24 protein-coding genes are annotated in these 23537 nt (G+C 70.8%); 9 read left to right on the forward strand and 15 right to left on the reverse strand.

Features of this window, described 5'->3' with window-relative positions:
* Positions 1–17: 17 nt before the first annotated feature.
* Both ATL45_RS29550 and ATL45_RS29555 read right to left on the reverse strand, forming a co-directional pair.
* The gene (locus ATL45_RS29550) at positions 18–530 is read right to left on the reverse strand and encodes a histidine kinase (RefSeq protein WP_093147355.1); all 513 of its coding nucleotides are present in this window, start codon (positions 528–530) and stop codon (positions 18–20) included.
* Between the two features lie 497 nt (positions 531–1027).
* The gene (locus ATL45_RS29555; protein ID WP_093147359.1) at positions 1028–2242 is read right to left on the reverse strand and encodes an aminotransferase family protein; all 1215 of its coding nucleotides are present in this window, start codon (positions 2240–2242) and stop codon (positions 1028–1030) included.
* 531 nt (positions 2243–2773) lie between these two features.
* Here ATL45_RS29555 and ssuE point away from each other — a divergent pair.
* The gene (gene ssuE, locus ATL45_RS29560) at positions 2774–3334 is read left to right on the forward strand and encodes an NADPH-dependent FMN reductase (RefSeq protein WP_093146280.1); all 561 of its coding nucleotides are present in this window, start codon (positions 2774–2776) and stop codon (positions 3332–3334) included.
* Positions 3335–3425: 91 nt separating this feature from the next.
* Here ssuE and ATL45_RS29565 read toward each other — a convergent pair whose 3' ends face one another.
* Positions 3426–4319, reverse strand: coding sequence for an ABC transporter substrate-binding protein (locus tag ATL45_RS29565; RefSeq protein WP_246025620.1), 894 nt, complete (start codon positions 4317–4319; stop codon positions 3426–3428).
* 443 nt (positions 4320–4762) lie between these two features.
* Between ATL45_RS29565 and ATL45_RS29570 the strand changes: the two genes are divergently transcribed.
* The 3 genes from ATL45_RS29570 (at position 4763) to ATL45_RS29580 (ending at position 7118) form a co-directional block, all read left to right on the forward strand.
* On the forward strand, positions 4763–5683 hold the full coding sequence (locus ATL45_RS29570; protein ID WP_093146282.1) for an amino acid ABC transporter permease: 921 nt from the start codon (positions 4763–4765) through the stop codon (positions 5681–5683).
* Positions 5683–6435 carry an amino acid ABC transporter ATP-binding protein gene (locus tag ATL45_RS29575; RefSeq protein ID WP_093146283.1) on the forward strand — a complete coding sequence of 251 codons (753 nt, stop codon included), beginning with the start codon at positions 5683–5685 and terminating at the stop codon, positions 6433–6435. Before ATL45_RS29570 ends, ATL45_RS29575 begins: the two co-directional genes overlap by 1 nt.
* A 95-nt stretch (positions 6436–6530) precedes the next feature.
* Positions 6531–7118: an HAD family hydrolase gene (locus tag ATL45_RS29580; RefSeq protein ID WP_093147363.1), complete on the forward strand. Its 588-nt coding sequence runs from the start codon at positions 6531–6533 to the stop codon at positions 7116–7118.
* Positions 7119–7149: 31 nt separating this feature from the next.
* Here the strand turns inward: ATL45_RS29580 and ATL45_RS29585 are convergent, their stop codons facing one another.
* The 6 genes from ATL45_RS29585 to ATL45_RS29610 form a co-directional block, all read right to left on the reverse strand.
* Positions 7150–7737: a TetR/AcrR family transcriptional regulator gene (locus ATL45_RS29585; protein WP_093146284.1), complete on the reverse strand. Its 588-nt coding sequence runs from the start codon at positions 7735–7737 to the stop codon at positions 7150–7152.
* Positions 7738–7747: 10 nt separating this feature from the next.
* The gene (locus tag ATL45_RS29590; RefSeq protein ID WP_439332503.1) at positions 7748–9199 is read right to left on the reverse strand and encodes an MFS transporter; all 1452 of its coding nucleotides are present in this window, start codon (positions 9197–9199) and stop codon (positions 7748–7750) included.
* Between the two features lie 284 nt (positions 9200–9483).
* A complete protein-coding gene (locus tag ATL45_RS29595; RefSeq protein WP_093147373.1) occupies positions 9484–11109 on the reverse strand; it encodes an amidohydrolase in 1626 nt (541 codons plus the stop codon).
* Positions 11110–11159: 50 nt separating this feature from the next.
* Positions 11160–11819, reverse strand: coding sequence for a GntR family transcriptional regulator (locus ATL45_RS29600; protein WP_093146285.1), 660 nt, complete (start codon positions 11817–11819; stop codon positions 11160–11162).
* Between the two features lie 69 nt (positions 11820–11888).
* Entirely contained in the window at positions 11889–12683 is a 795-nt protein-coding gene (locus ATL45_RS29605) for an ABC transporter permease (protein ID WP_093146286.1), read from the reverse strand.
* Between the two features lie 134 nt (positions 12684–12817).
* Complete coding sequence (locus ATL45_RS29610; protein WP_093146287.1) at positions 12818–13771, reverse strand: ATP-binding cassette domain-containing protein; 954 nt, start codon at positions 13769–13771, stop codon at positions 12818–12820.
* A gap of 303 nt (positions 13772–14074) precedes the next feature.
* On the opposite strand from ATL45_RS29610, the gene ATL45_RS29615 reads away from it, so the two are divergent.
* Positions 14075–14731: a hypothetical protein gene (locus tag ATL45_RS29615; protein ID WP_093146288.1), complete on the forward strand. Its 657-nt coding sequence runs from the start codon at positions 14075–14077 to the stop codon at positions 14729–14731.
* A 224-nt stretch (positions 14732–14955) separates the two neighbouring features.
* Here the strand turns inward: ATL45_RS29615 and ATL45_RS29620 are convergent, their stop codons facing one another.
* The 4 genes from ATL45_RS29620 to pdhA all read right to left on the reverse strand — a co-directional run bounded on the left by ATL45_RS29620 (position 14956) and on the right by pdhA (position 19595).
* A complete protein-coding gene (locus ATL45_RS29620; protein ID WP_246025621.1) occupies positions 14956–16050 on the reverse strand; it encodes a calcium:cation antiporter in 1095 nt (364 codons plus the stop codon).
* Positions 16051–16192: 142 nt separating this feature from the next.
* Positions 16193–17404 carry a dihydrolipoamide acetyltransferase family protein gene (locus ATL45_RS29625; protein ID WP_093146290.1) on the reverse strand — a complete coding sequence of 404 codons (1212 nt, stop codon included), beginning with the start codon at positions 17402–17404 and terminating at the stop codon, positions 16193–16195.
* 113 nt (positions 17405–17517) lie between these two features.
* A complete protein-coding gene (locus ATL45_RS29630; RefSeq protein ID WP_093146291.1) occupies positions 17518–18537 on the reverse strand; it encodes an alpha-ketoacid dehydrogenase subunit beta in 1020 nt (339 codons plus the stop codon).
* Complete coding sequence (gene pdhA, locus ATL45_RS29635; RefSeq protein ID WP_093146292.1) at positions 18537–19595, reverse strand: pyruvate dehydrogenase (acetyl-transferring) E1 component subunit alpha; 1059 nt, start codon at positions 19593–19595, stop codon at positions 18537–18539. The genes ATL45_RS29630 and pdhA overlap by 1 nt, the downstream gene beginning before the upstream one ends.
* 90 nt (positions 19596–19685) lie before the next feature.
* Between pdhA and ATL45_RS29640 the strand changes: the two genes are divergently transcribed.
* A complete protein-coding gene (locus tag ATL45_RS29640; protein WP_093146293.1) occupies positions 19686–20186 on the forward strand; it encodes an Lrp/AsnC family transcriptional regulator in 501 nt (166 codons plus the stop codon).
* A 103-nt stretch (positions 20187–20289) separates the two neighbouring features.
* Here the strand turns inward: ATL45_RS29640 and ATL45_RS29645 are convergent, their stop codons facing one another.
* On the reverse strand, positions 20290–21087 hold the full coding sequence (locus ATL45_RS29645; RefSeq protein ID WP_093146294.1) for an exodeoxyribonuclease III: 798 nt from the start codon (positions 21085–21087) through the stop codon (positions 20290–20292).
* A 372-nt stretch (positions 21088–21459) separates the two neighbouring features.
* A complete protein-coding gene (locus tag ATL45_RS29650) occupies positions 21460–21675 on the reverse strand; it encodes a DUF8847 domain-containing protein (RefSeq protein WP_093146295.1) in 216 nt (71 codons plus the stop codon).
* Between the two features lie 174 nt (positions 21676–21849).
* On the opposite strand from ATL45_RS29650, the gene ATL45_RS29655 reads away from it, so the two are divergent.
* From ATL45_RS29655 to ATL45_RS29665, 3 genes are read left to right on the forward strand one after another with little or no spacing between them, the layout of a single operon-like run.
* Positions 21850–22419, forward strand: coding sequence for a DNA polymerase ligase N-terminal domain-containing protein (locus ATL45_RS29655; RefSeq protein WP_093146296.1), 570 nt, complete (start codon positions 21850–21852; stop codon positions 22417–22419).
* On the forward strand, positions 22416–23282 hold the full coding sequence (ligD, locus tag ATL45_RS29660) for a non-homologous end-joining DNA ligase (RefSeq protein ID WP_093146297.1): 867 nt from the start codon (positions 22416–22418) through the stop codon (positions 23280–23282). The genes ATL45_RS29655 and ligD overlap by 4 nt, the downstream gene beginning before the upstream one ends.
* A 5-nt stretch (positions 23283–23287) precedes the next feature.
* Positions 23288–23497, forward strand: a complete 210-nt coding sequence (locus ATL45_RS29665; RefSeq protein ID WP_143121541.1) for a hypothetical protein — start codon at positions 23288–23290, stop codon at positions 23495–23497.
* Positions 23498–23537: the final 40 nt, after the last annotated feature.

The raw sequence follows: 23537 nt of genomic DNA on the forward strand, positions 1-23537 counted from the left end.
CGCCGACCAGACCTCGACTACCGCAGGTCCGAGTTGCTCAGGCCGGAGAGGAGCCGCTTGACGACCTCGGGATCGATCTCGGCCGTTTCCTCGGCCGCGTGCTCGGCCATCGGATGGCGCTTGGTGCGGGAGCGGCGGGGGAGCGGGACCGCATCCGCCGAGACCCCACCTGGTAGCGGCACCTCGCACCACACGAGGCTGCCGCCGCCGCGCAGGGCGGTCGAGCCGCAGCGACCACCGGCGAATCCGGGCGCCAGCGCCGGCGGGAGGGTGGCCTGCTCGTCCTCGACCTCGGCGACCAGCTTGTCCCCGCTGAGCCGCAGCCGGATGGTGAGGAAGCCCGCGGAGTCCTGGTTCGCGTTGTCCACGGCCGCGGTGACCAGGGCGGTGGTGAGCTGCGTGGTCTCGTCGACCAGGTCGCGCAGGGACCACTCGGCGAGGGTGAAGCGGACGAACATCTCGGCGCAGTTGACCGCGCTGGGCAGTGCGATGAGTCGCAGGTCGTCGACTTGTGCGGTTTGGGTGTTCACCTGGCTGTCGTCCTCCATCCGCGTCCGCTGCGCGCTTGTCACCCGGAAGCCGTATTTTGCCAACTCGTTCGGGCGGCGCGTGCACAGGGGCGGTGGTTTTTGCTCGCTGCTCGCCGGGCTGGTTCCGGGAATGCCGATTTCTCCGAGGCATGCACCGCGAGCCCCCGGCCGGGTGCCGCGGTCCGGGCCTCACGTGACTCGGTGCATGTCGACTTCCTCGATGGTCTGCTGTGGACGATTTTGTGGCGGATCTCGTTGTGGTGCAGCGCTTTTCGGCACCGCACGCAGCGAGCCGGGCTGGTCCGCCGACGGCTGCGACAACGGTCCTGACCAGAAACGTACGTGACGGATCCGGTCTGGTACAGACCGGTACGTATCGTTTCCACAACGGGAATATTCCAGCCGGATGAGCGGCCGATGTCCAGCCGCTGAATGGGCGGAGTCGAATAACCCCAGCTCGGGGTGAATGCGACCGCTCCGCATTCACCCCGACGAGGTCACCCGATAGTGTCGAGCCCTTCCTTGAGGGCCCTGCCGAGCAATTCGATCTCGGCCTCGGCGATGGTCAGCGGCGGCGACACGGCCAGCGCCTTGCCCAGCGGGCGCACGATGACGCCGAGGTCGCGGACGGCCTTCTGCACGCGGCCGACGGCGCCGGGATCGGCGGCCAGCACCTCCGGTGCGAGCTCGACCGCTCCCAGCAGGCCGACGCCGCCGCGGACCTCGCCGACGGCGGGGTGGTCGGCGAGCGGCAGCAGCGCCTGGTGCAGCGGGCGTTCCAGCTCGTCGGCCCGCTGCAGCAGCTTCTCCCGCTCCAGGATGTCGAGGTTCGCCAGCGCCGCTGCGGCGACCGTGGGGTGCCCGGAGTAGGTCGCACCGTGCCGGAACACGCGGCCGGGCTGGTCCCAGAAGGGCTCGGCCACCCGCTCGGCCACCACGACACCGCCCAGCGGGAGATAACCGCTGGTCACGCCCTTGGCGAAGGTGATCATGTCGGGTTTCAGGCCCCACCGCTCGACGCCGAACCAGCTGCCGACCCGGCCGAACCCGCAGATCACCGAGTCGGCCACGAACAGGATGTCGTGCTCGGCGCAGAGCTTGGCCACCGCCTCCAGGTAGCCCGGCTGCGGCGGGTAGAGGCCGCCGGCGCCCATCACCGGCTCGGCGAAGAACGCCGCGACCCGGTCGGCCCCGAGCCGCTCGACGGCCTCGCGGAGGGCCTCGGCGTCGTCGTGCGCCACGCGGGTGGTGGCCGGGACCAGGTCGCCGAACCCGCTCCGGTTGGCCTCGATGCCGCCGATGCTGGTGCCCATGCCGTTGGTGCCGTGGTAGGCGTTGCCCCGGCTGATGATGTGCGTGCGCTGCGGCTGCCCGCGCTGTGCCCAGTACTGCCGGGCCAGCTTGGCCGCGGTGTCGATCGACTCGCCGCCGCCGGTGGTGAGGAAGATCTTCGCGTTGTCCACCGGCGCGAGCTGGGCGAGCCGGTCGGCCAGCTCCTCGGCGGGCGGGTTGGTGAAGTCGTTGAACACGAAGTAGGACTCCAGCGTGCGCATCTGCGCGGCCGCGGCCTCGACGATCTCGGTGCGGCCGTGCCCCACGTTGGCGTACCACAGGCTCGCGGTGCCATCGAGGTAGCGGCGTCCGTCCTGGTCGTAGATCCAGACCCCGTCGGCTCCGCTGACGCAGAACTGGCTGGACTTGACCTCGAACATGTCCGCGAACGGGTGCCACAGCGCAGTGCTGCGCGGTGCTGTCACAGTTCCGCCTCTCCGCGATTCACAGTGGTGGTCGCGTTTGTTGTCGATCTTGCGTTCGTGTGGTTTCTTGTGGCCGGGTTGCGTCACGGTCCCCTGAGGTGCGGTTGGGTGGGGATCGAGTTGGCGCAGGGGTGCTCGTCCGTCCTCCATCGGTGTCGCCCCCACTTTTACCGTCGGTCGGCCGTTGCGCCAGTGCCAAAACGCCGAAGTTCAGCTCGCGGATTGGCCAGATCGCCACCTGTGATCACGCTCCGTGCACGGTCCACTGTGGTCCGGTGGGGCCGCTCCCGGGTGCTGGGAAGCGTTGACACGTCCTCGGCGCGGCGCCGACGATTGGTCCGTGATGTTCCCGGTGCTCACGAGGCGGCGGCACGTCGACTTCCGGCGGGTCTGCGCCCAGGCGTGTCGACCCGGTGTTCCGCGCAGCTGCTGAGCGGAAGACGCGAATCAGTCCACAATGGATGACTTCGAACCCAGGGAGCACGTGTGTCCAGCGTTCTGGTAATTTCCGGCAGTCCGTCGCGCACTTCGAAGACCGAGCGGATCGGCGAGCACATCGCCCAGCGCCTGTCCGCGGCCGGTCGCGACGTCGACCACCTCCGCGTCCGGACCCTTCCGGCGGACGCCCTGCTCGGTGCCGACACCAGCGCCCCGGCCATCGCCGAGGCCGTCGCGGCGGTCGCCGCGGCCGACGGCATCGTGCTGGCCACCCCGACCTACAAGGCGAGCTACTCCGGCCTGCTCAAGTCGTTCCTGGACCTGCTGCCGCAGTTCGGCTTCGCGGGCAAGGCGGTGCTGCCGCTGGCCACCGGCGGCACGATCGCCCACGTCCTGGCCATCGACTACGCGCTTCGCCCGGTGGTGCACTCGCTCGGCGCCCGGCACGCGGTGCAGAGCTTCTTCCTGCTCGACAAGCACGTCACGGTGGTCGACGGCGGGATCAGCGTGCACCCCGACAGCGGCGGCCCGCTGGCCGACGTCATCGAGCAGTTCGACAAGGCGCTGGACGGCATCCCGCACACCACCGTCCTCGGCCGCTCCGCGTGAAATCCGCCTGAAGCACTCGCCTTGGGTGCGGGTGCTTCAAAGGAGAAGCGGGGTGCCGGTTCCGCCCGGAACCGGCACCCCGCTTCGCTGTTCAGCGAAGTTCCGGCGGGCTGATCTGGGAGGTCTCGATCGCCGAGGGCTCGACGCCCCACTTGTGCAGGATGCGCTGGTAGGTGCCGTCGGCGATCAGCTTGTTCACCGCCGCCTGCAGGGCCGGAGCCAGCGGCGATCCCTTCGCCAGCGCGAAGCCGACGTCCAGCCGGCGGAATTCGTTGAGGAAGCGGAGGTTCGGCTGCTGCGAGGTGGCGTGGCGCAGGCCGTTGATGGTGCTCATGAGCACGTCGATCTTGCCCTGCCGCAGCGCCGAGTAGTAGGCGCTCTGCTCGGAGAACACCTGCACCTGGTACGGCGGCAGCCCGGCCTCCGCGCAGCGGTGCACCTGGGCGTTGAGGGTCGACTCGAAGGTGGTGCCCGCGCCGGTGCCGACGATCCTCCCGCACAGCTGCGCGATGTCGGTCACCGGAGCGAGATCGCTGTCCTGGCGGACCGCGAAGCCCTGGCCGTCGTCGATGTAGGTGACGAAGTCGATGGTCTTGCGGCGCTCCTCGGTGACGCCGAAGTTGCCGGTGCCGACCTGGAACTTGCCGCTGCCCAGCGCGGGCAGGATCGCCTCGAACGCGGCCTCCTCCCGTTCGACGCGCACCCCGAGCACGCGGGCCACCGCATCGGTGATGTCGATGTCCAGCCCGACGGCGGTGCGGTTGTCCGGCAGGTGGAACGCCGACGGCGGGCTGCCGATCGAGCTGCCGAACCTCAGCACGCCGGCCTCCCGCACCTCCGGCGGCAGCAGCGCGGCGACGGCCTCGTCCTTCGCGACGGGTGACACGACGTCGGCGCCGACGTCCAGGCCGGAGTTCTGGTCGGGAGCGGGTGCGCAACCGGCGAGCAGGCCGGCGGCGACGAGTGCGGTGACGGCTGTTCTCACGCGCGTGAGCATTCGGTGTGAGCCCTTCCGGGAACGGCGAACGGGTGTGGTGGTGGAGTGGTGGCACCCGTGCGGAGCGAGAGCCGGCTGAGCGGCCGGCGGCGCGAAGCGGGCAGCGTCAGCCGCGACAAGCGGCCGACCACACCAGGGCGAGGTCGATGTGGTTGCGCTTCACCAAACGCAGTTGCCTGGTCACGCGCCGAGAATCGCCCGGTGGCGCGCGGGGTGTCAACGTCGATCATCCTGTGGGACGGCCTTGACGCTCCGGTCCCGGCGGCTAGCGTGGCAGGCGGTGGTGAGTGGCTCCTCCGCGGCGCTTTTCCCGATCGTTCAGCGCGATTCCGGCCGACCCGCTCGTGAACGGCGCTTCCGCTCACGAGCCGCCGGTGTCGGATCGGCGCTGCACGTCCCGAGTGAGATCGCTGCTCCGACAGGAAGTCCTGATGACCAGATCCTCGCATCTCCAGGCGGTTCCGGAGGCCCGGCCCGCCGATACCGCCGAACCACCGCGGGTGGTGCCCGCCCGGCACCCGGGCAGGTGGGTCGCCGCGCTCGTGGTGCTCGCCGCGCTCGGCGCGGTGCTCCAGTCGATCGCCACCAACCCGAACTTCCAGTGGTCCGTGGTCGGTGCCTACTTCACGCTGCCCGCGGTGCTCAACGGGCTGTGGCTGACGCTGTGGCTGACCGCGGTGACCATGGTGCTCGGCTTCGCGCTGGGCACCGCGCTGGCCGTGATGCGGCTGTCCGGCAATCCCGTCCTCAGCGCGGTGAGCTGGCTCTACACCTGGCTCTTCCGCTCCATCCCGCTGCTGGTGCAGCTGCTGTTCTGGTTCAACATCGGCGCGCTGTACCCGACGGTGAGCATCGGCCCCTGGTTCGCGCTGGACACCGTCGACCTCATCGGCGGCACCGCGACCGCGGTCATCGGCCTGGTGCTGCACGAGGCCGCCTACGCCGGTGAGGTGGTGCGCGCCGGAATCCTGTCCGTCGACGCCGGGCAGACCGAAGCCGCGCAGTCGCTCGGCATGTCCAGGCTGCGGGTGCTGCGGCGGATCGTGCTGCCCCAAGCGATGCGGGCGATCGTGCCGCCCGCGGGCAACATGCTCATCGGAACGCTCAAGGGCACCTCCATCGTCAGCGTCATCGCGGTGCACGACCTGCTGTACTCGGTGCAGCTGATCTACAACCGCACCTACGAGGTGATCCCGCTGCTGCTGGTGGCGACGGTCTGGTACCTCGTGGTGACCTCGATCCTCACCGCGGGCCAGTACTACGTCGAACGCCACTACGCGCGGGGCGCCGAGCGCGAGCTGCCGCCGACACCGCTGCAACGCCTCCGGGCCGCGTTGAAGGGGAACCGCTGATGCTGGAGATCACCGGGTTGCACAAGAGCTTCGGGCAGGCGCAGGTGTTGCGCGGGGTCGACCTCTCGGTGCGCCGGGGCGGGGTGACCTGCGTGATCGGGCCGTCCGGTTCCGGGAAGAGCACGCTGCTGCGCTGCGTCAACCACCTGGAGAAGGTCGACGCCGGGCGCATCGAGGTGGACGGGGAGCTGATCGGCTACCGCGAGTCCGGTGGCAGGCTGCACGAGCTCGGCGATCGGGCCATCGCCCGGCAGCGCGCCAGGATCGGCATGGTCTTCCAGCAGTTCAACCTCTTCGGCCACCTGACGGTGCTGCAGAACCTGGTGGAAGCACCGGTCGGCGTGCTCGGTCTGTCCAAAGAGGACGCGATGGTCCGGGCTCGGGAGAAGCTGCGCCGCGTGGGCCTGGCCGACCGCGAGAACGCCTATCCCCGGCAGCTCTCCGGCGGCCAGCAGCAGCGGATCGCCATCGCCCGCGCGCTGGCGATGGAACCGAAGCTGCTGCTGTTCGACGAACCGACCAGCGCACTGGACCCGGAGCTGGTGGGGGAGGTGCTGGCGGTGCTGCGGGATCTGGCCGAAGCGGGGCACACGATGGTCGTGGTGACCCACGAGATCGGCTTCGCCCGCGAAGCGGCCGACGAAGTGGTGTTCCTCGACCGAGGCGAGGTGGTGGAATCAGGACCACCGAGCCAGGTCCTGGACCGCCCGGCCGAACCACGAACCAGGGAGTTCCTGCACCGCACGCACTGACCGCCCGGGGCCGTGAGTGCTTTGGGGCGTCAGAGAAACTCGAAGCACTCACGGCGCAGCGGGGGCCGGACCGTGCGTGTGTGAGACTGATCATCATGGCGTTCGATGCGGTTCTGTGCGATCTGGACGGCGTGCTGCGGTGGTGGGACCCGGCGATCATGCGCGACGCCGAGCGGATCGGCGCACTCCCGCCGGGAGCGCTGGCCGGTGCGGCGTTCGCGCCGGAGCGGCTGCTGCCCGCGATCACCGGTGCGCAGACCGACGAGCAGTGGCGTGCGGCGGTTGCCTCGGATCTCGCCGAGCACTGCGGCGCGGACGCCGCGCGGGAGGTCGTCGCGCACTGGTCGGAGCCGGCCGGTGCGGTCGTCGACGAGGTGGCCGAGATCCTCGCCGGGCTGCGCGTTCCGGTCGTCCTGGTGTCCAACGCGACGAGCAGGCTCGACTCCGACCTGGCGGCGTTGGGCGTGCTGGACCTGTTCGACGGCGTGGTGAACAGCTCCAGCGTCGGCGTCGCCAAGCCCGACCCGGCCATCTACCACTTCGCGGCCCGACAGGCCGGGGCTGAGCTCGACGGCTGCCTGTTCATCGACGACACGCGGGCCAACGTCGAAGCCGCCCGAGCTCTGGGCATGACAGGCCTGCACTACCGCGATCCGGTGGGGCTCCGAGCGGCCCTCGCCTAGCCCCGAGCCGGGGTGGCGGAGCGTTCACCGTTCACAGGGGGCTGTCGAGCCAGCGCTGGATGAGCGGGGCCGTGATCGCGACCAGGTTCTCCTTCGGTTCCGCGCTGATCGCTTTCGTGCGGAGCACCAGGCGGGAGGCGCCGAGGCCCATCAGGTGGCTGCACACCAGCTCCGCGCGGAGGAGTGCGTCGGGGCCGGGGAGGCGCTCGGCCAGGCGGGTCACCAGCTGGTGCTCGAAGTTCGCGCGGAACTGGGCACCCGCCGGGCGCGAGGAGGTGAACACCGCGCGCACCAGCGGGTCGCCCTGGGTGCGGTCGTGGTAGTCCAGCAGGGTGCGGACCAGGTGCTCGCCGAGGCGGGGGAGCTCGCAGTCCAGCAGTCGCTCGGCGTCCTGCTCGAAGCCCGAGGCCTCGGCGAACAGGTTCTCCTTGCTGCCGAAGTACTTCACCACCAGCGCGGCGCTCACCTCGGCGTCGGCCGCGATGTCGCGCAGCGTCACGTCGGCGTAGCCGCAGGAGGAGAAGCGGCGCCGGGCCATCTTCAGGATCGCCTCGCGGGTCGCGCACGCGTCGCGCCGCTGGTCTTCGCCGACCGCCGTGGCGGGTGCCGTGCTGGGCATGCCGTTCAGGCTAGCGCGATCCTCCGCCGGAGGTCGCCACCTGCGCGGTAACGGGCGCGTACCGACGTGCGGCGGGTGTGGCGGCGGCGATCAGCGCGGCCACCAGCGCCGCCGAACCGGCGACCAGGAAGACCCAGGAGTAGGCCGTCACCGACGGGTACTCGACGCCGGAGATCTGCACCACCGACCCGGTGGTCAGCGCCACCACGATGGCGCTGCAGCTGGAGGTGCCGATCGAGCGGGCCAGCGTGTTCAGGCTGTTCGCGGCGGCGGTCTCGGCGGGCGGCACGGCGCGCATGATCAGCGTCGGCAGCGCCCCGTAGGCCAGTGCACCGCCGATCGCCACCACCGTCAGGTTCAGCACCACCAGCGGTAGCGGGTCGTGCAGGAAGGATCCGGCGAGGTTGCCCGCGGTCAGCACCGACCCGCCGATGATCAGCGTGGTGCGCGGGCCGTGCCGCCGGGAGATGCGGGCCGACAGCGGGGAGAACACGCCCATGGCGCCACCGATCGGCAGCAGCACCAGCCCGGTGACCACCAGCGACATCCCGAAGCCGTAGCCGGTGCCCACCGGGGCCTGCAGGATCTGCGCCCCGACCATGAACCCGGCGAACATCGCCAGCCCGATCAGCACCGACGCGATGTTGGTCAGCAGCACCGCGGGCCGGGCCGAGACCCGCAGGTCCACCAGCGGGGAGGGGGTGCGCAGCTCGTAGCCGCCCCACACCGCGAACAGCACGGCGGCGGTCAGGAGCAGGCCGAGCACCGCCGGGCTGGTCCAGCCCCAGTCGTTGCCCTTGGAGATGGCCAGCAGCAGGCAGGTCAGCGCCGCCGAGAGCCCCAGCGCGCCGACCAGGTCGAACCGCCCGCCGCTGCGCAGCGGCGACTCCGGCACCACCAGCCGCACCAGCGCGAACTCGATCAGGCTGAACACGGCCGCGCCGGCGAACAGCCAGTGCCAGTTGAAGTGCTCGGCCACCAGCCCGGTCACCGGCAGCCCGACGGCACCGCCGATGCCGAGCGTGGCGCTCATCAGCGCCACCCCGGAGGTGATCCGCTCCTCCGGCAGCTCGTCGCGCATGATGCTGATGCCCAGCGGGACCACGCCGATGGCGGCACCCTGCAGCACCCGCCCGACCAGCACGGCCCCGAAGTCGTCGCTGACCGCGCCGATGGCGCTGCCCAGGGCCATGGCGGCCAGTGAGACCAGCAGCATCCGCCGCTTGCCGTACATGTCGCCGAGGCGGCCGAGCACCGGGGCGCACACCGCGCCCGCCACCAGGGTCGCGGTGATCAGCCAGGCCGCGTTGGCCGGTGTGGTGTTGAGGAACCGCGGGAACTCCGGCAGCAGCGGCACGACCAGTGTCTGCATCAGCGAGACCGCGATCCCGCAGGACGCGAGCACGCCGATGACGGCCCCGCCTCTGCGCGATTCACGGTGGTGGTTGCGCTCGGGGGTGATCTCGCGTTCCGGGGCTTCTTGTGGCTGCGTTGCGTCACGGTCCCCTGAGGTGCGGTTGGGTGAGTCTGGGGTTGGCACAGGGTTGTCCCTCGCTGCTTGGTGAACTTGCGTTCACCAAGCAAGTAAACCTGTGTTCACCTCGGCTGGCAAGGTCCTTCGGGTGTGATCCCGCCCAGTGAAAGGCGTTTCGTCCGTTTGATCGTCCACTGTGGATTAATGAGGGCGGGTTCGCCACACCCCGGGCGCCAATGAGCACTTCCGGCCACCTAGCGGTGCTCCCGCCGTCAGTCCGCTGGGCCGTGGACCACGGTGCCGCCCAGCAGCGTGTGGCTGGGCCGCAGCCCGTCCAGGGTCTCCTCGGCCGCGGTGTACGGGTCGTCGGGCCAGGCCGTGAGGTCCGCCAGGCGCCCAGGGGCGAGCTGTCCGCGCAGGTCGCTCTCATCGGTCAGCCAGGCTGCGGCGGTGGTGTGCAGGGCGATCGCTTCCTCGCGGGTGATGGCGTGCTCGGGGCCGCGGATGCCGTCCACGGTCTGGCGCGTGGTCAGGCCGTACAGCGAGTGCGCCGCCCCGTACATGCCGACCGGGTAGTCCGAACCTGCGGAGATGTCCGCGCCGGTGTCCAGCCACTGCCGGGCGGGGAAGAGGTCTGAAACGCGTTCATCGCCCCAGTACTCGGCCTGTACGGTGGCGGCGTCGAACAGCAGTGGCTGCTGCACCGTTACCGGGATCCCCATGCTGACCGCTCTGCGTCGCTGCTCGTCGTTCGCGAGCCCGCCGTGCTCCATGACCAGCGTCGTGCGGGGCAGGCCCGGGACCCGGGTCTGCACCCGCTCGTAGAGGTCCAGCAGCGCGCGCACCCCGCGATCACCGTAGGCGTGGATGCCGACCCGCCAGCCGCGGCGCACCACCGCCAGCACGGCTTCCTCGAGCACCTGTTCGTCCCAGGCCAGCTGGCCGGTGTAGCCGGGCACGGGCGAATGCGCCGGGCAGTACGGGTGTTCCAGCGCGCCGGATTCGATGCCGCCGTCCATCCAGAACTTCACGCCCCACACGCTCAGCCACGGGTCGCTCCGGTGCCGCCACGCCTCCATCCCGTCGAGGACCTCTTCGACCTGCTGCGCGGAGGTGAACCCCATCGTGGTCAGCAGGGCCCGGACCCGGCAGCCCAGCTCTCCGGCATCCCGCAGTCGTGCGAGCGCGTCCAGGTCGGCCAGGGAGGAGTTGGTGTCGCGGACCGTGCCGATCCCGGTCGCGGCGTAGGCGTGCGAGGCGATGCGCAGCCCGTCGAGCTTGGTCGCCGGATCGGGAGCGGGGAAGTGCGGCCGGATCAGGGCGAACCCGTCGATCAGGTGCCCGGTGGGGCGCCCGGCATCGTCGCGCGCGATGCTGCCGCCCTCGGGATCGGGCGTGGCTGCGTCGATGCCGCACAGCCGGAGCGCGTGCCGGTTGAGGACCTGGTTGTGCACGCCGCGCACCACCAGCACCGGGTGCCGGTCGGTGGCCTGCTCCAGTTCGTCGGCGGTGGGGAAGCGGCGCTCGGTCAGGTTCAGCTCCTGCCAGTGCCCGCTGGTGCGAATCCACCGACCCGGCGGGGTGCTGGCGGCCCGGACCCGGATGAGTTCCAGGAATTCGGCGATCGACCGCGCGCCGTCCACGGCCACGTCGTGGGCGCTGTCACCGGCCGAGATCAAATGCGTGTGGGTGTCGTCGAAGGCCGGCAGCACGGTGGAATCCGGCAGGTCCAACAACGCCGTGCCGGGGCCCACGAACCCGTCGAGCCCAGCCGGATCGGCCGATATCGCGACGATCCGGTCCCCGCGCACGGCAAGCGCGCGTTGCGGCCCCTGCCCGTCGACGAGCGTGCGGATGTTGCCGCACCGGATCAGCAGATCGGCTGGTGGGACGCTCATCGTCGGCACGATACCGCCGCTGGTCACCAGCGCCCGTTCGGCTCCGCAGCTCAGGTGAGCATGCGCTCCAGGACCATCCGGCGGCTGGAGAGGACGTGCTGCTTGGCGACCTCTGCCGCCCGGTCGGCATCGCCCGCGGTGATCGCGGCCTGGATCGCCTCGTGCTCGCGGCAGACCCGCTCGGGTTCGAGGTTCATCCGGAACAGCCAGGCGAGCCTGCCGTGCAGCGGCTCCAGCATCGAGGCCAGCAGCTCGTTGCCCGACAGCTCCACGAGCTTGTCGTGGAAGGCGCCGTTGGCGTCGGACATCTCGTCGATCGCACCGGCCTCGTAGGCCTTGCGGCCCCGCTCGGCGAGCTCGGCCAGCAGCACGACGTCGGCGGGTTCGGCGCGCTCGGCGGCCAGGCGGGCGGCGTAGACCTCCAGCGCCTCGCGCACCTCGAACAGCTCCTTGGCCTGCTGGCGGTCGAGTCCTCGGACGAACACACCGCGCCGACCAGGGGGAACGTCGACGAACCCTTCGCTCTGCAGCATCCGGATCGCCTCGCGCACCGGAACGCGGGAGATCCCCATCTCCGCGGCGAGGTCCTGCTCGAAGATCCGGTCACCGGGCAGCAGCCGGCCGTCGGCGATGCGGGCCTGCAGCTCCTGCCGCACCCGCTCGCGCAGCGGGGTGCGCGGTTCCGCGACTTGTTCTCCGGTGACCGACACGGCTCCTCCTCGTCGCTGGCTGCCGCACCACCCTAGGCCAGGGACCGGGCGGTGCGGCAGCGTTCGCGATCAGACGCCGCGCTTCATGGCCCGGGTGCCCAGGAGCAGGCCGAGCGCCGCGATCGCCACCGCGGCGATGCCACCGGCCAGGACCGAGGGGTCCAGGAGCTGGCCGGCGAACAGCGCTCGTTCGGCGTCGGCGATGTGCGAGACCGGGTTGATCCGGGCCACCACCTGCAGCCACGCCGGGCCGAAGTCCATCGGCAGGAGCACGCCGGAGAGCAGCATCAGCGGGAACAGGACGAGCTGGGTGACCGCGTAGAACAGCTCACCGCCGGGGTGTGCGGCGATGGCCAGCACGTAGGACAGCGAGCCCAGCCCCACGCCGAACACCAGCAGCAGCGCCAGCCCGGCCAGCACGCCCGCCGGGTGCAGCTGGAAGCCGAGCGGCACCGACAGCGCGATGAGCAGCACGGCCTGCACCAGCAGCAGGGCGAACTCCTTGAGGGTGCGGCCGACGAGCATCGCCGAGCGGTTCAGCGGGGTCACCAGCATCCGCTCCAGCGAGCCGCCGCCGAGCTCGACCAGCAGGTTGTACCCGGCCATCATCGGCCCGAACAGGCACATCATCACCAGGATGCCGGGCACGAACCACTGCCACGGCGAGGCCGGGAACCCGGAGGTGCCCGCCAGCAGCGGGCCGAACAGGAACAGGAACAGCAGCGGCTGCGCCATGCTGAACAGGATCGCCGTCGGCTCCCGCAGGCTCGGCGTGATCTCCCGCTGGAAGACCGTCGCGGTGTCGCGGAAGAAGCGCGGACCCGCCTCCGGTCCCGCCTCTCCGGGTTTTTCAGTGGTGGTCACAGTCCCGCCTCTCCGGGTTTTTCAGTGGTGGTTGCGTTTGGTGTCGTTCTTGCGTTTGGCGGTTTCTTGTGGCTGGGTTGCATCACGGTCCCCTTAGGTGCGGTTGAGCAGGACTCCGGTTGGCACAAGAGGTGTCACGTTTCGCTCTCGCGCAGGCTGCGGCCGGTGAGTGCGAGGAACACGTCGTCCAGGGTCGGGCGGGCGGTTTCGGCCGCGACGGCCTTGATCCCGGTGTCCTCCAAGGCGCGCAAGTACTCCGGAAGCGCTGCCTCGGCACGCGGAACCCGGACCTGGATCGTGCGGTCCTCGACGCGCACCGCGTCGGCGTCGGCCATGCGCTCGGCGATCCCGGCGGCCGCTGCCACGTCCGGCTGCGCCACGGTGATGATGATGCGATCCCCGGCCAGATCGGCCTTGAGCCCTCCGGGAGTGCCGTCGGCGATGACGCGGCCGTGGTCGACCACCACGACGCGCTCGGCCATGTTGTCGGCCTCGTCGAGGTAGTGCGTGGTGAACAGCAGGGTGGCCCGGTGCTCCGCGCGCAGCCGCAGCACGTGCTCCCAGATGTTGGCGCGGCTGTGCGGGTCCAGGCCGGTGGACGGCTCGTCCAGGAACAGCAGCTCGGGCTCGTTCACCAGGCCCATCGCGATGTCCAGGCGGCGGCGCTGGCCGCCGGAGAGGGTGCCGGGCTTGCGGTCGGCGAGCGCGGTTAGGTCGAGCAGGTCGAGCACCTCCTCGGCGCGGCGGCGGGCGTCGCAGCCGGACAGGCCGTAGCTGCGGCCCTGGGTGATCAGCTCGTCGCGGGCCCGGTAGTTCTCGCCTGCGCTGTTCTTCTGCCCCACGTACCCGATGCGCGCGCGGACGGCCGCGGGGTCGGTGCGGATGTCGTGCCCGGCGACGGTGGCGGTGCCGGAGGTGGGCGGCAACAGCGTGGTGAGCATCCGCAGGCTGGTCGACTTCCCGGCGCCGTTGGGGCCGAGGAGAGCGACGAGCTGGCCGGGCTCGATGTCGAGGTCCAGGCCGCGAACGGCCTCGACGGGGGTGCGCTTGACGGTGAACCTGCGGGTCAGACCGCGGGCTCGGATCATCGACTGCTCCTAGTTGATCGATCGCCCGCCGAATGCGGGCACGACGAAGAAACCCCAGGTCAGGGGCTGTTTCGGGAGTGATTCGATCCTGCCCGGCCGGAGAACCGGGGTCAAACGTGAACGTCGCCTTCATGTTTGCTCTGACCTGCAAAAACGCCGTCCGGCCGGAGTCCGGAGCGATGTCCGGTTTCGGCTGAATTCGCAGTTCGGCGATCACTTCGGAGGAATCCGGGAGAAATTTTGCTGTGAACCTTAGGTTTACGCGTGATACTGTAAACCGCAGGTTCACAGAGGAGTGGGAAGATGACGGCGAACGAAGTCGAGCAGCTGGTGCGGCAGATGGCCGGTGCGCCGGTCGAGGTGGCCGACCCGGGGCCCAAGGCCAGCGACGTCGGCGACGAGCAGGAGCGCCGGCTGCGCGCGCTGGGCAGGTTCCGGGCCGCGCTGGACGTCGAGGAGCAGGTGGCGGAGGCGGCGCTGCGGCAGACCGCGGAAGCCGCCGAGGAATCGGTGTGGCTGGGCGCGAGCCTGGCCGACCTGAGCGCGGTCACCGGGCGGACCCGCCAGGCGGCGCGCAAGCGCTGGCCGGAGCTCGGCGGTGTCTACCGGCGCCGCAAGTGGCTCGGCAACCACGTGGAGGACATCACCTACATGGCCGGGCTGCTGGCGTCCCGCGCCGACGACCTGGTGCCCTCCTACGGGCACGGCACGTTCATGAAGCTGATCCGCCAGCTGCGCGAGGGAATCCGCCGCTGCGAAGCGGACTTCGCACCGGAGTCGCAGGACGTCGAGGACCCCGCCGCCCGCTGGCGGGGTCTGGACGACCTGGTCAACGTGACCCTGCGCGGAGTCATCGAAGCGGCGGGCGAACCCCAGACTCCGGAAGCCGATTTCGCGCTCCACGGAGCCAAGGGCGTCCTCGGCTACTACGACCACGCGGTCGCGGCCGAGGACGCCTGAAAGCACTGTCGGCGAATGCCGTCCGCGTTTGTGTAAGCGGCGCCAGCCGCTTCGAGTAAGTACGCAGGTCGGCCACCGGCGGGTTCTGAGTGGTTTCCTGGCGAGGACGGCCCCTCCGCCGTGTATTGGGCATACATCAGGAGGGGCACCCGCAGTCCAGGGAATCACTCAGGTTCCGCTAAGCGACCACCTGAGCAACGCAACCACCATCAGCCTGTGAGAGCTCAGGAGAAGACGGCGAGGCTGTAGATCAGGAAGACGAGGAGGTGCGCCGCTCCGTGGAGCGGCGTGACCTTCTTGCCCGCGAACGTCGTGATCGACAGCAGCAGGGTGATGCCGAGGAGCACCAGGTTGGCCGGGTTCTCCGCGAGCACCACGGTCTGCCCGGTCAGCAGCCCGATGGTCAGCACTGCCGGGATGGTCAGGCCGACCGTCGACACCAGCGCGCCGTGGCAGAGGTTGCTCACCCGCTGGATCTCCCCGGCGTGCGCGGCCCGCACCGCGGTGATCGTCTCCGGCAGGAACACGATCATGGCGATGAGGATGCCCGACAGCGCCACGGGGGCACCTGCGCGGCCGAGACCGTCGTCGAGCAGCGCGGCCATGTCGTGCGAGAGCAGCACGATGGGCACCACGGTCAGCACGAGGACGAGCGCGCGCAGGACGATCTCGGAACGGTGCTGCGACAGGACCTCGGAGATCGACGGCCGCTCGTCGTCGTCCGCGCCGGGGGAGGCGGAGACCTCCTGGAAGTCCGCGCGCTGCTTGCCCATCTGCCGGTGGAGGAAGAAGGCGTACAGCAGCACGGTCAGCGCGATGACCGGGATCGCCTGCGCGGGCCGGTAGGCGCCGCCGGTGCCGATGAGGCCGGGCAGGGCGAAGGCGAGCGTCGAGAGCACCACGAGCAGCGACAGGTAGGCCGAGACGCCGGTGCGGTTGGGCTCGAGGTCGTCGTGCCGCGTGCCGCCGACGAGCAGCGCGACGCCGATGACCAGGTTCATGATGATCATCGACACCGCCATCACCGAGTCGCGGGCGATGGTGGCGTGCTCGCCGGGGCCGAGCATCACCGCGGAGATCAGGACGACCTCGATCAGCACGATGGACAGCGTCAGCACGAGCGTGCCGTAGGGGTCACCGAGGCGGTGCGCCAGGTGCTCGGCCTGGGTGACCACGCCGAAGGCGCAGACGACGATCACGACGATGATGCCCGCGAGCACACCGATCAGCGCGGGGCCCGGCAGGTGCGCGGAGAGGACCGGTTCGGCGAGCAGGACGCCGGCGAAGGCGCCCCAGCCCAGCAGCAGCCGGAAGATCACCGCGGGTGTGATGACGGTCCGGTGAGTGGATGCTGTCCGCACGGATGTGGACCTGCAATCTGCGGGGCCGTCCCTGCTCGCGTCCTCGCTCACGGGTCGTCCCGCTCGCGCCTTGCCGTGCCCTCATTTTAGCCGCGGTGCCTCAGACGTCGGCGAGGGCTGTGATGGGATTCTCCACGCAGTCCGCCAGGTGGCGGAGGAATCCGCCCGCCGTGCCGCCGTCGCAGACGCGGTGGTCGAAGGTCAGCGACAGCTGGGTGACCTTGCGCAGCGCCAGCTCGCCCCGGTGGGCCCAGGGCTTGTCGATGATCCGGCCCACGCCGAGGATCGCCGCCTCCGGGTGGTTGATGATCGGCGTCGAGCCGTCCACACCGAACACGCCGTAGTTGTTGAGCGTGAAGGTGCCGCCGGTGAGGTACTTCGGTTCGAGCTCGCCCGCGCGGGCCCGTTCGGTGCGGTGGGCGATCGCCTCGGCGAGCTGCGCGGTGGTCATCTCGTGTGCGTCGCGGACCACCGGCACCACCAGGCCGCGCGGGGTCTGCGCGGCGAAGCCGAGGCCGATGCGGCTGTGCTGGACGATCTCGTCGCGCTCGGTGTCCACGGAGGAGTTGAGCTCCGGGAACCGGCGCAGCCCGACGACGCAGAACCGCGCGAGCAGCGCGAGCAGCCCGATGCCGCGCGATTTCAGCTCGTCGCGGGCCTCCAGCAGCCGGGTCGCGTCGACGTCCACCCACGTGGTCGCGTCCGGGATCTCGCGGCGGCTGCGGGTGAGCTTGTCGGCCACCGCGCCGCGCAGGCCGCGCAGCGGGATGCGCACCTCGTCCCGCTCCGGCTCCGGCAGCCGGGCGGCCTCCACATCGCGGCGCAGGATCACCCCGCCCGGGCCGGATCCATCCACACTGGACAGGTCGACGCCGTGCTGCTTGGCCAGTCGGCGCACGATCGGCGACAGCACGCGCGGCGCACCCGCCGCGGGCCGTGCCACGGCGTGCTGCGGCCTGACCCGCTGGCGGCGCCTCCGCGCCGCGGCCCCGGTCCCGTAGCCGACGAGCACGTTGCCCGATCCGGCCCGTTCCTCGGTCCGGTGCTGCTCGTGCGGGGAGGATTCGCCGCTGATCGTGGTCAGCGGGGCGCCCACCGCGATCACGTCACCGGGTTCGCCGTGCAGCGCCTCGACGACTCCGGCGAGCGGGCACGGCACGTCCACGACCGCCTTCGCGGTCTCCACCTCGACGACCACCTGGTCCGCCGCGACGCGGTCGCCGACCGCGACGTGCCAGCGGACGATCTCCGCCTCGGTGAGTCCCTCGCCCAGGTCCGGCAGGGTGAACTGCCCCGCCTCTCCGCGATTCACAGTGGTGGTTGCGTTTCGCGGTTGGTCTTGCGTTTTGGGGGTTTCTTGTGGCCGGGTTGCGTCACGGTCCCCTGAGGTGCGGTTGAGCGGGGCCGGGGTTGGTACAGGGCTGTTCACGCTGCTCCCTCCCGTGCGTCGAGCCACTTCACGTCGGGCTGGTCGTCCCACTGCAGCCGGGCCAGGGCGTCGAGCACGCGGTCCACGTTGGGCAGGTGGCTGTGCTCCAGCTTCGGGGGCGGGTACGGGACGTCGAAGCCGGAGACGCGCAGCACCGGGGCGGACAACGAGTGGAAGCAGCGCTCCTGCACGCGGGCCGCGATCTCCGCGGCGACCCCGGCGAATCCCTGCGCTTCCTGCACCACCACGCACCGGCCGGTCTCGCGGACCGCGGCGGTCACCGTCTCGTCGTCGAAGGGCACCAGGCTGCGCACGTCGACGACCTGCACGTCCCAGCCCTCCTCGGCGGCGGCCGCCGCGGACTCCATCGCCAGCGGCACGCTGGGGCCGTAGGCGATCAGCGTCGCGTCGCGGCCCCGCCTGCGGATCGCGGCGCGGCCGATCGGCTCGGTGGTCACCGGCAGCTCGACGTCCTCTTTGGACCAGTAGAGCTTCTTGGGTTCCAGGAACACCACCGGGTCCGGGTCCTCGATCGCCTCGCGCAGCAGCGAATACGCGTCCGCCGCGCCGGACGGGGTGACGACCTTCAGACCGGGGGTGTGCGCGTAGTAGGCCTCGCTGGAATCGCAGTGGTGCTCGACGCCGCCGATGCCGCCCGCGAACGGGATCCGGATCACCATCGGCAGCGCGACCGCGCCGCGGGTGCGGTTGCGCATCTTGGCCACGTGCGAGACGACCTGCTCGAAGGCGGGGAAGGCGAAGGCGTCGAACTGCATCTCCACCACCGGGCGGAACCCGGCCATCGCCATGCCCACGGCGAACCCGGCGATGCCGGACTCGGCCAGCGGGGTGTCGAAGCAGCGGTCCTCGCCGAAGGCGTCCTGCAGGCCGTCGGTGATCCGGAAGACCCCGCCGAGCTTGCCGACGTCCTCGCCGAAGACCACGACCCGCTCGTCCTCGGCGATCGCGTCGCGCAGCGCCGCGTTGAGCGCCTGCGCCATGCTGGTCGGTGCCATCACAACGCCTCCTGTTCGGCTCGGAGCTGGGCGAGCTGTTCGGTCAGCTGCGGGGTCGGTTCGGCGTAGACGTGGCGGAAGAGGTCCGCCGGATCGGTGCTCGGCTCGGCCTGCATGCGGCTGCGGACCTGCACGGCGAACTCCTCGGCCTCCGCGGCGATCTGCTCGACCGCGGTGTCGTCGAGGTGCCCGCTCTCGCGCAGCTGGCGCTCCTGCCGGTCGATCGGGTCCCGCTGCCGCCACTGCTCGACCTCGTCGGGCGAGCGGTAGCGCCCGGCGTCGTCGGCGTTGGTGTGCGCCTCCATCCGGTAGGTGTGCGCCTCGACCAGGAACGGCCCGCCGCCGGACCGCGCGTGGGCCACGGCGGTGTCCAGCACCGACAGCACCGCCGCCGCGTCGTTGCCGTCCACCTGCTCGCTGCGCACGCCGTAGCCGATTCCCTTGTGCGCCAAGGAAGGCGCCACGGACTGCTTGGCCAGCGGCACGCTGATCGCGTAACCGTTGTTCTGCACCAGGAACACCACCGGTGCGCGGAACACCGCGGCGAAGTTGAGCGCCTCGTGGAAGTCGCCCTCGCTGGTGGCGCCGTCGCCGATCAGCGCCAGCGCGACCGTGTCACGGCCCTTGCGGGCCTCGCCGTGCGCCAGGCCGACCGCGTGCAGGGTCTGGGTGGCCAGCGGCGTGCACTGCGGCGCGGTGCGGGTGCTCGGCACGTCGTAGCCGCAGTGCCAGTCCCCGCGCAGCAGCGTCAGCACCTCCACCGGATCGATGCCGCGGGTCACCAGCGCCACCGAGTCCCGGTAGGTGGGGAACAGCCAGTCCTGCGCGCCGATGCTCAGCGCGGCGCCGACCTGGCAGGCCTCCTGGCCGCGCGAGGACGGGTACACCGCCAGCCGGCCCTGCTTGGTGAGCGTGGTGGCCTGCGCGTCGAACCGGCGGCCCACGACCATCGCCCGGTAGGCGGCCAGCAGCCGGGACGGCTCCGGCGCCGGGTGGTTCGGATCCGGTAGCTGCACCGGACTGCTCGACGGAAGCCATTCCACGGTCGACACCTCCATTGGACGACTGGCTTGAGATCGTCGGCCAGCGGTGCCATGTGATACAAGTCATCGGCGAGCAATCGGAACGAACGGCTTCAGGAGCACGTGATGATCGACCAGAAGTCCGGCGGGAGCGGCATCCGGCGCATCCGGACCGGACGATCGGCTCCGGCGCTGGACGACATCGACGCGCGCATCGTCGACGAGCTGGCCCGCGACGGCCGGATGTCCATCCGCACGCTGGCCGAGCGGGTCAACATCTCCCGGACCAACGCGCACGGCCGGCTGGACCGGCTGCTCGACAGCGGGGTGATCACCGGTTTCCACGCCCGCGTCGAGCCGGCCAAGGCCGGGCTGGGCACCGCGGCGCTGATCGGGCTGTCCATCGAGCAGGACACCTGGCGGGAGGTGTCCCGCAGGCTGGCGGCGATCGACTCGGTCGAGCACGTGGCGCTGGTGGCGGGGGAGTTCGACATCGTGGTCCGGGTGCGCACCGAGGACAACGTGTCCCTGCGCAACCTGGTCTTCGACCACATCCAGTCGCTACCGGGCGTGCGCACCTGCCACACCTGGCTGATCTTCGACGAGTTCGAACCGGAGCACGGCTGACCCGCGGCCCACGACGACCACGCCCGCCACCTGCGAAAACTCACGCCCGTCACCCGGGCCCGCGTCGCGTTCGCGCGAAATCGACCGCGCACCTCGCGGCTGGTCAGGGAAGGTCGAGGTCGACCACGACCGGGGCGTGGTCGGAGGTGCCCTTGCCCTTGCGGGCGTTGCGATCGACGTAGGCGTCGGTGACCGCGGTGGTGAAGCGCTCGTTCCCGAAGACCAGGTCGATGCGCATGCCCTGGTTGTTGGGGAAGCGCAGTGCGCGGTAGTCCCAGTAGGTGAAGGGCACGTCGTACTTCAGGGCGCGCGGGTGGACCTCGGCCAGGCCGGTCTCGCCGAGCGCGGTGAGGGCCTTGCGCTCCTCCTCGGTGACGTGCGTGCAGCCCGCGAACTCGGCGATGTCCCAGACGTCGGCGTCGGTCGGGGCGATGTTGAAGTCGCCGAGGACGGTGAACGGGAGCTCGGTCAGCTCCTCGGCGGCGGTGGCGCGCAGCGCGTCGAGCCAGCGCAGCTTGTAGGCGTAGTGCGCGTGGGTGATATCGCGGCCGTTGGGCACGTACACCGACCAGACGCGAACACCGCCGCAGGTGGCGCCGATGGCACGCGGCTCCACCGCCTCGAACATCGCGCCCTCGGCGAGGAAACCGGGCTCGTCGAGCAGTCCGCGGCGGACGTCCTCGATGCCGACCTTGGACAGCACCGCCACGCCGTTCCACCGACCGGTGCCGTGCGCGGCGACCTCGTAACCCAGCGCACCGATCTCGTCGTACGGGAAGGCGTCCTCGGCGCACTTGAGTTCCTGGAGGCACAGCACGTCCGGCTCGGCGGTGCCCAGCCAGTCGACCAGCTTCGGCAACCGGGCCCCGACGGAGTTGACGTTCCAGCTCGCGATCCGCACGCCAGAACCCTCCCACACACCCCTGTCAACCAGGTCGGGTACCCGGCGCGGGAAGCGCCTGAATCACAGTCTCGGCTGCGACTCCCTTTCCGGGGACCTGGCCCATCGGATTTCAGGGCGGAACAACTTCGCGGGAAACGATCGCCCTCTGCCGGAAATTGCCGCCGAGAGGTATCCGGAGTTCCTGTGCGATTCAGGAATGGTTCAGTGCGGCCTGGTGGGAAATCCGGGAAACGCATGTCCGGCGCTTCCCGTCCCGGTTCGCAGCGGCAGGGTCGTTTCGACGCCCCGCCGCTCCACCTCCGCAACGCCGGCGCGGGCCGCCCGCGCCGGCGCCGTCCAGCCGCTTGTCCGGGCGACTGCGGATACCGGTCACGGCTGGACGGCCGGCTCACCTGCGTACTGGTAGCGCCAGACGCCGTCGGCGCGGCGGTCGTGCCGGTCGTAGCGCGCGCACGGGGACTCGCCATCTCGCGGGGAGGGGAAGGTGAACTGACCGAGGGGTAAGTCCGCCTCCGGCGCGGGGATGATGAACGACCGGCCGTCCTCCGGGCCACCGATCAGTTCGGCGTGCACGTGCTGCTGCATTGGTGGTCTCCCTGGCTGACGACAACGCTTTTCTCGCCCCATAGGAACAAATGCGCCGCCGATTGGTTCCAGGTTTCACCCGATCGTCTCAACTTGATGTGTCGGCAGGCGGTTTTCCCACCGCGGATCCGTCGCTCTTGGTTAGCGGACGAACACTCCGGGTAGGACCGGGGCATGGCTGAGGACGGACTCGGAACCTACCGGCGCAAGCGCGACCTGCGGCGGTCCGGGGAGCCCAGCGGTGGTGAACCCGGGGCCCGGCCGCGCTTCGTGGTGCAGCGGCACGACGCCTCCAGTCTGCACTACGACTTCCGGCTCGAGGTGGACGGCGTGCTCAAGTCCTGGGCGGTGCCGAAGGGCCCGTCGCTGGACCCGCGCGACAAGCGGCTGGCGACGCCGACCGAGGACCACCCGCTGGACTACGCCGACTTCGAGGGCGAGATCCCGGAGGGCTACGGCGCGGGCACGGTCATCGTCTGGGACGCCGGCACCTACCGCAACGACACCGAGCGCGACGGCGAACCGGTGCCGATGGCCGACGGGCTCGCGGCCGGGCACGTCAAGGTGCGGTTGCACGGCACGAAGCTGCACGGCGATTTCGCGCTCACGCGCACCGACATCCGCGGGAAGGAGCAGTGGCTGCTGGTGAAGGTGGACGACGACGGTGCCGATCGGCGCCGGAACCCGGTGAGCACCCAGCCGGAGTCGGTGCTCTCCGGCCGGACAAACGACGAGCTCCGATGAGCGCGCGTTGGGAGGCCGACGGGCACCGGTTCGACGTGTCCAATCCGGACAAGGTGCTCTACCCCGGCAGCGGCTACCGCAAGCAGGACGTGATGGAGTACTACCGGTCCGTCGCCGAGGTGATGATCGGGCACAGCAGGAAGAGACCGCTGACCTTGCGGCGGTTCCCGGACGGGATCGAGGACGGCGGGTTCTTCCAGAAGGAGGCCTCGGACTACTTCCCGGACTGGATCCGCGTGGTGTCCGTGCCGCAGCGCGGTGCGCGCGGTGTGGTGCACCACGTGGTCGTCGACGACGCCGCGACGCTGCTCTACCTGGCCGGGCAGGCCTGCCTGGAGTTCCACCTCGGACTCTCCACAGTGGACGACCTGGAGCGGCCGGTGCTGGTGGTGCTCGACCTGGACCCGCCGGACGGCACCGGGCTTACCGAGCTGCGCCAGGTGACCCGCCGGATGTGCGAGCGCTTCCGCGACGCCGGGCTGGAGCCGCACGTGCAGACCACCGGCGGCCGGGGATTCCACGTCGCCGCGCCGCTGCGCCCCGAGCGCGAGTTCGACGAGGTCCGCGCCGACCTGCGCGAGCTGGCCGAGCAGGCGGTCCGCGACGAACCGCGGCGCCTCACCACCGAGCAGCGCAAGGACCAGCGGGGCGACCGGATCTTCCTGGACACCAACCGCAACGCATACGGCCAGACCGCGATCGCGCCCTACTCGCTGCGCGCACGGCCCGGTGCCCCGGCGGCGACCCCGCTGGACATCGACGAGCTCGGCCGCGCGGAGCCGCAGTCCTACGGCCTGGCGAACATGGCGCGCAGGCTGGCGCAGAAGAGCGATCCGTGGGCGGATCTGACCGAACGGAGATGAGCACGATGTCCGAGCAACCCGAAGAACCCGAGACCTTGCAGGGAGCTGAGCGCCTGGACGACGAGGAGCTCGGCGGCGACCCGGTCGAGCGCGGGGTGCAGCCGCCGGACCGGTGGACCCGGGAGACCGAGAGCCGTCCGACGCCGCGGGAGGAGCGCGAGGGCGAGTCCCTCGACGAGCGGCTCACCGAGGAGGTGCCGGACGAAGACGCGTGAATGCGGGTTCCGGGAGGCGGGTACGCCTGGTTGGCAGCTC

Origin of the sequence: Saccharopolyspora antimicrobica, from assembly GCF_003635025.1 — a bacterium.
GTDB classification, from domain to species: domain Bacteria; phylum Actinomycetota; class Actinomycetes; order Mycobacteriales; family Pseudonocardiaceae; genus Saccharopolyspora; species Saccharopolyspora antimicrobica.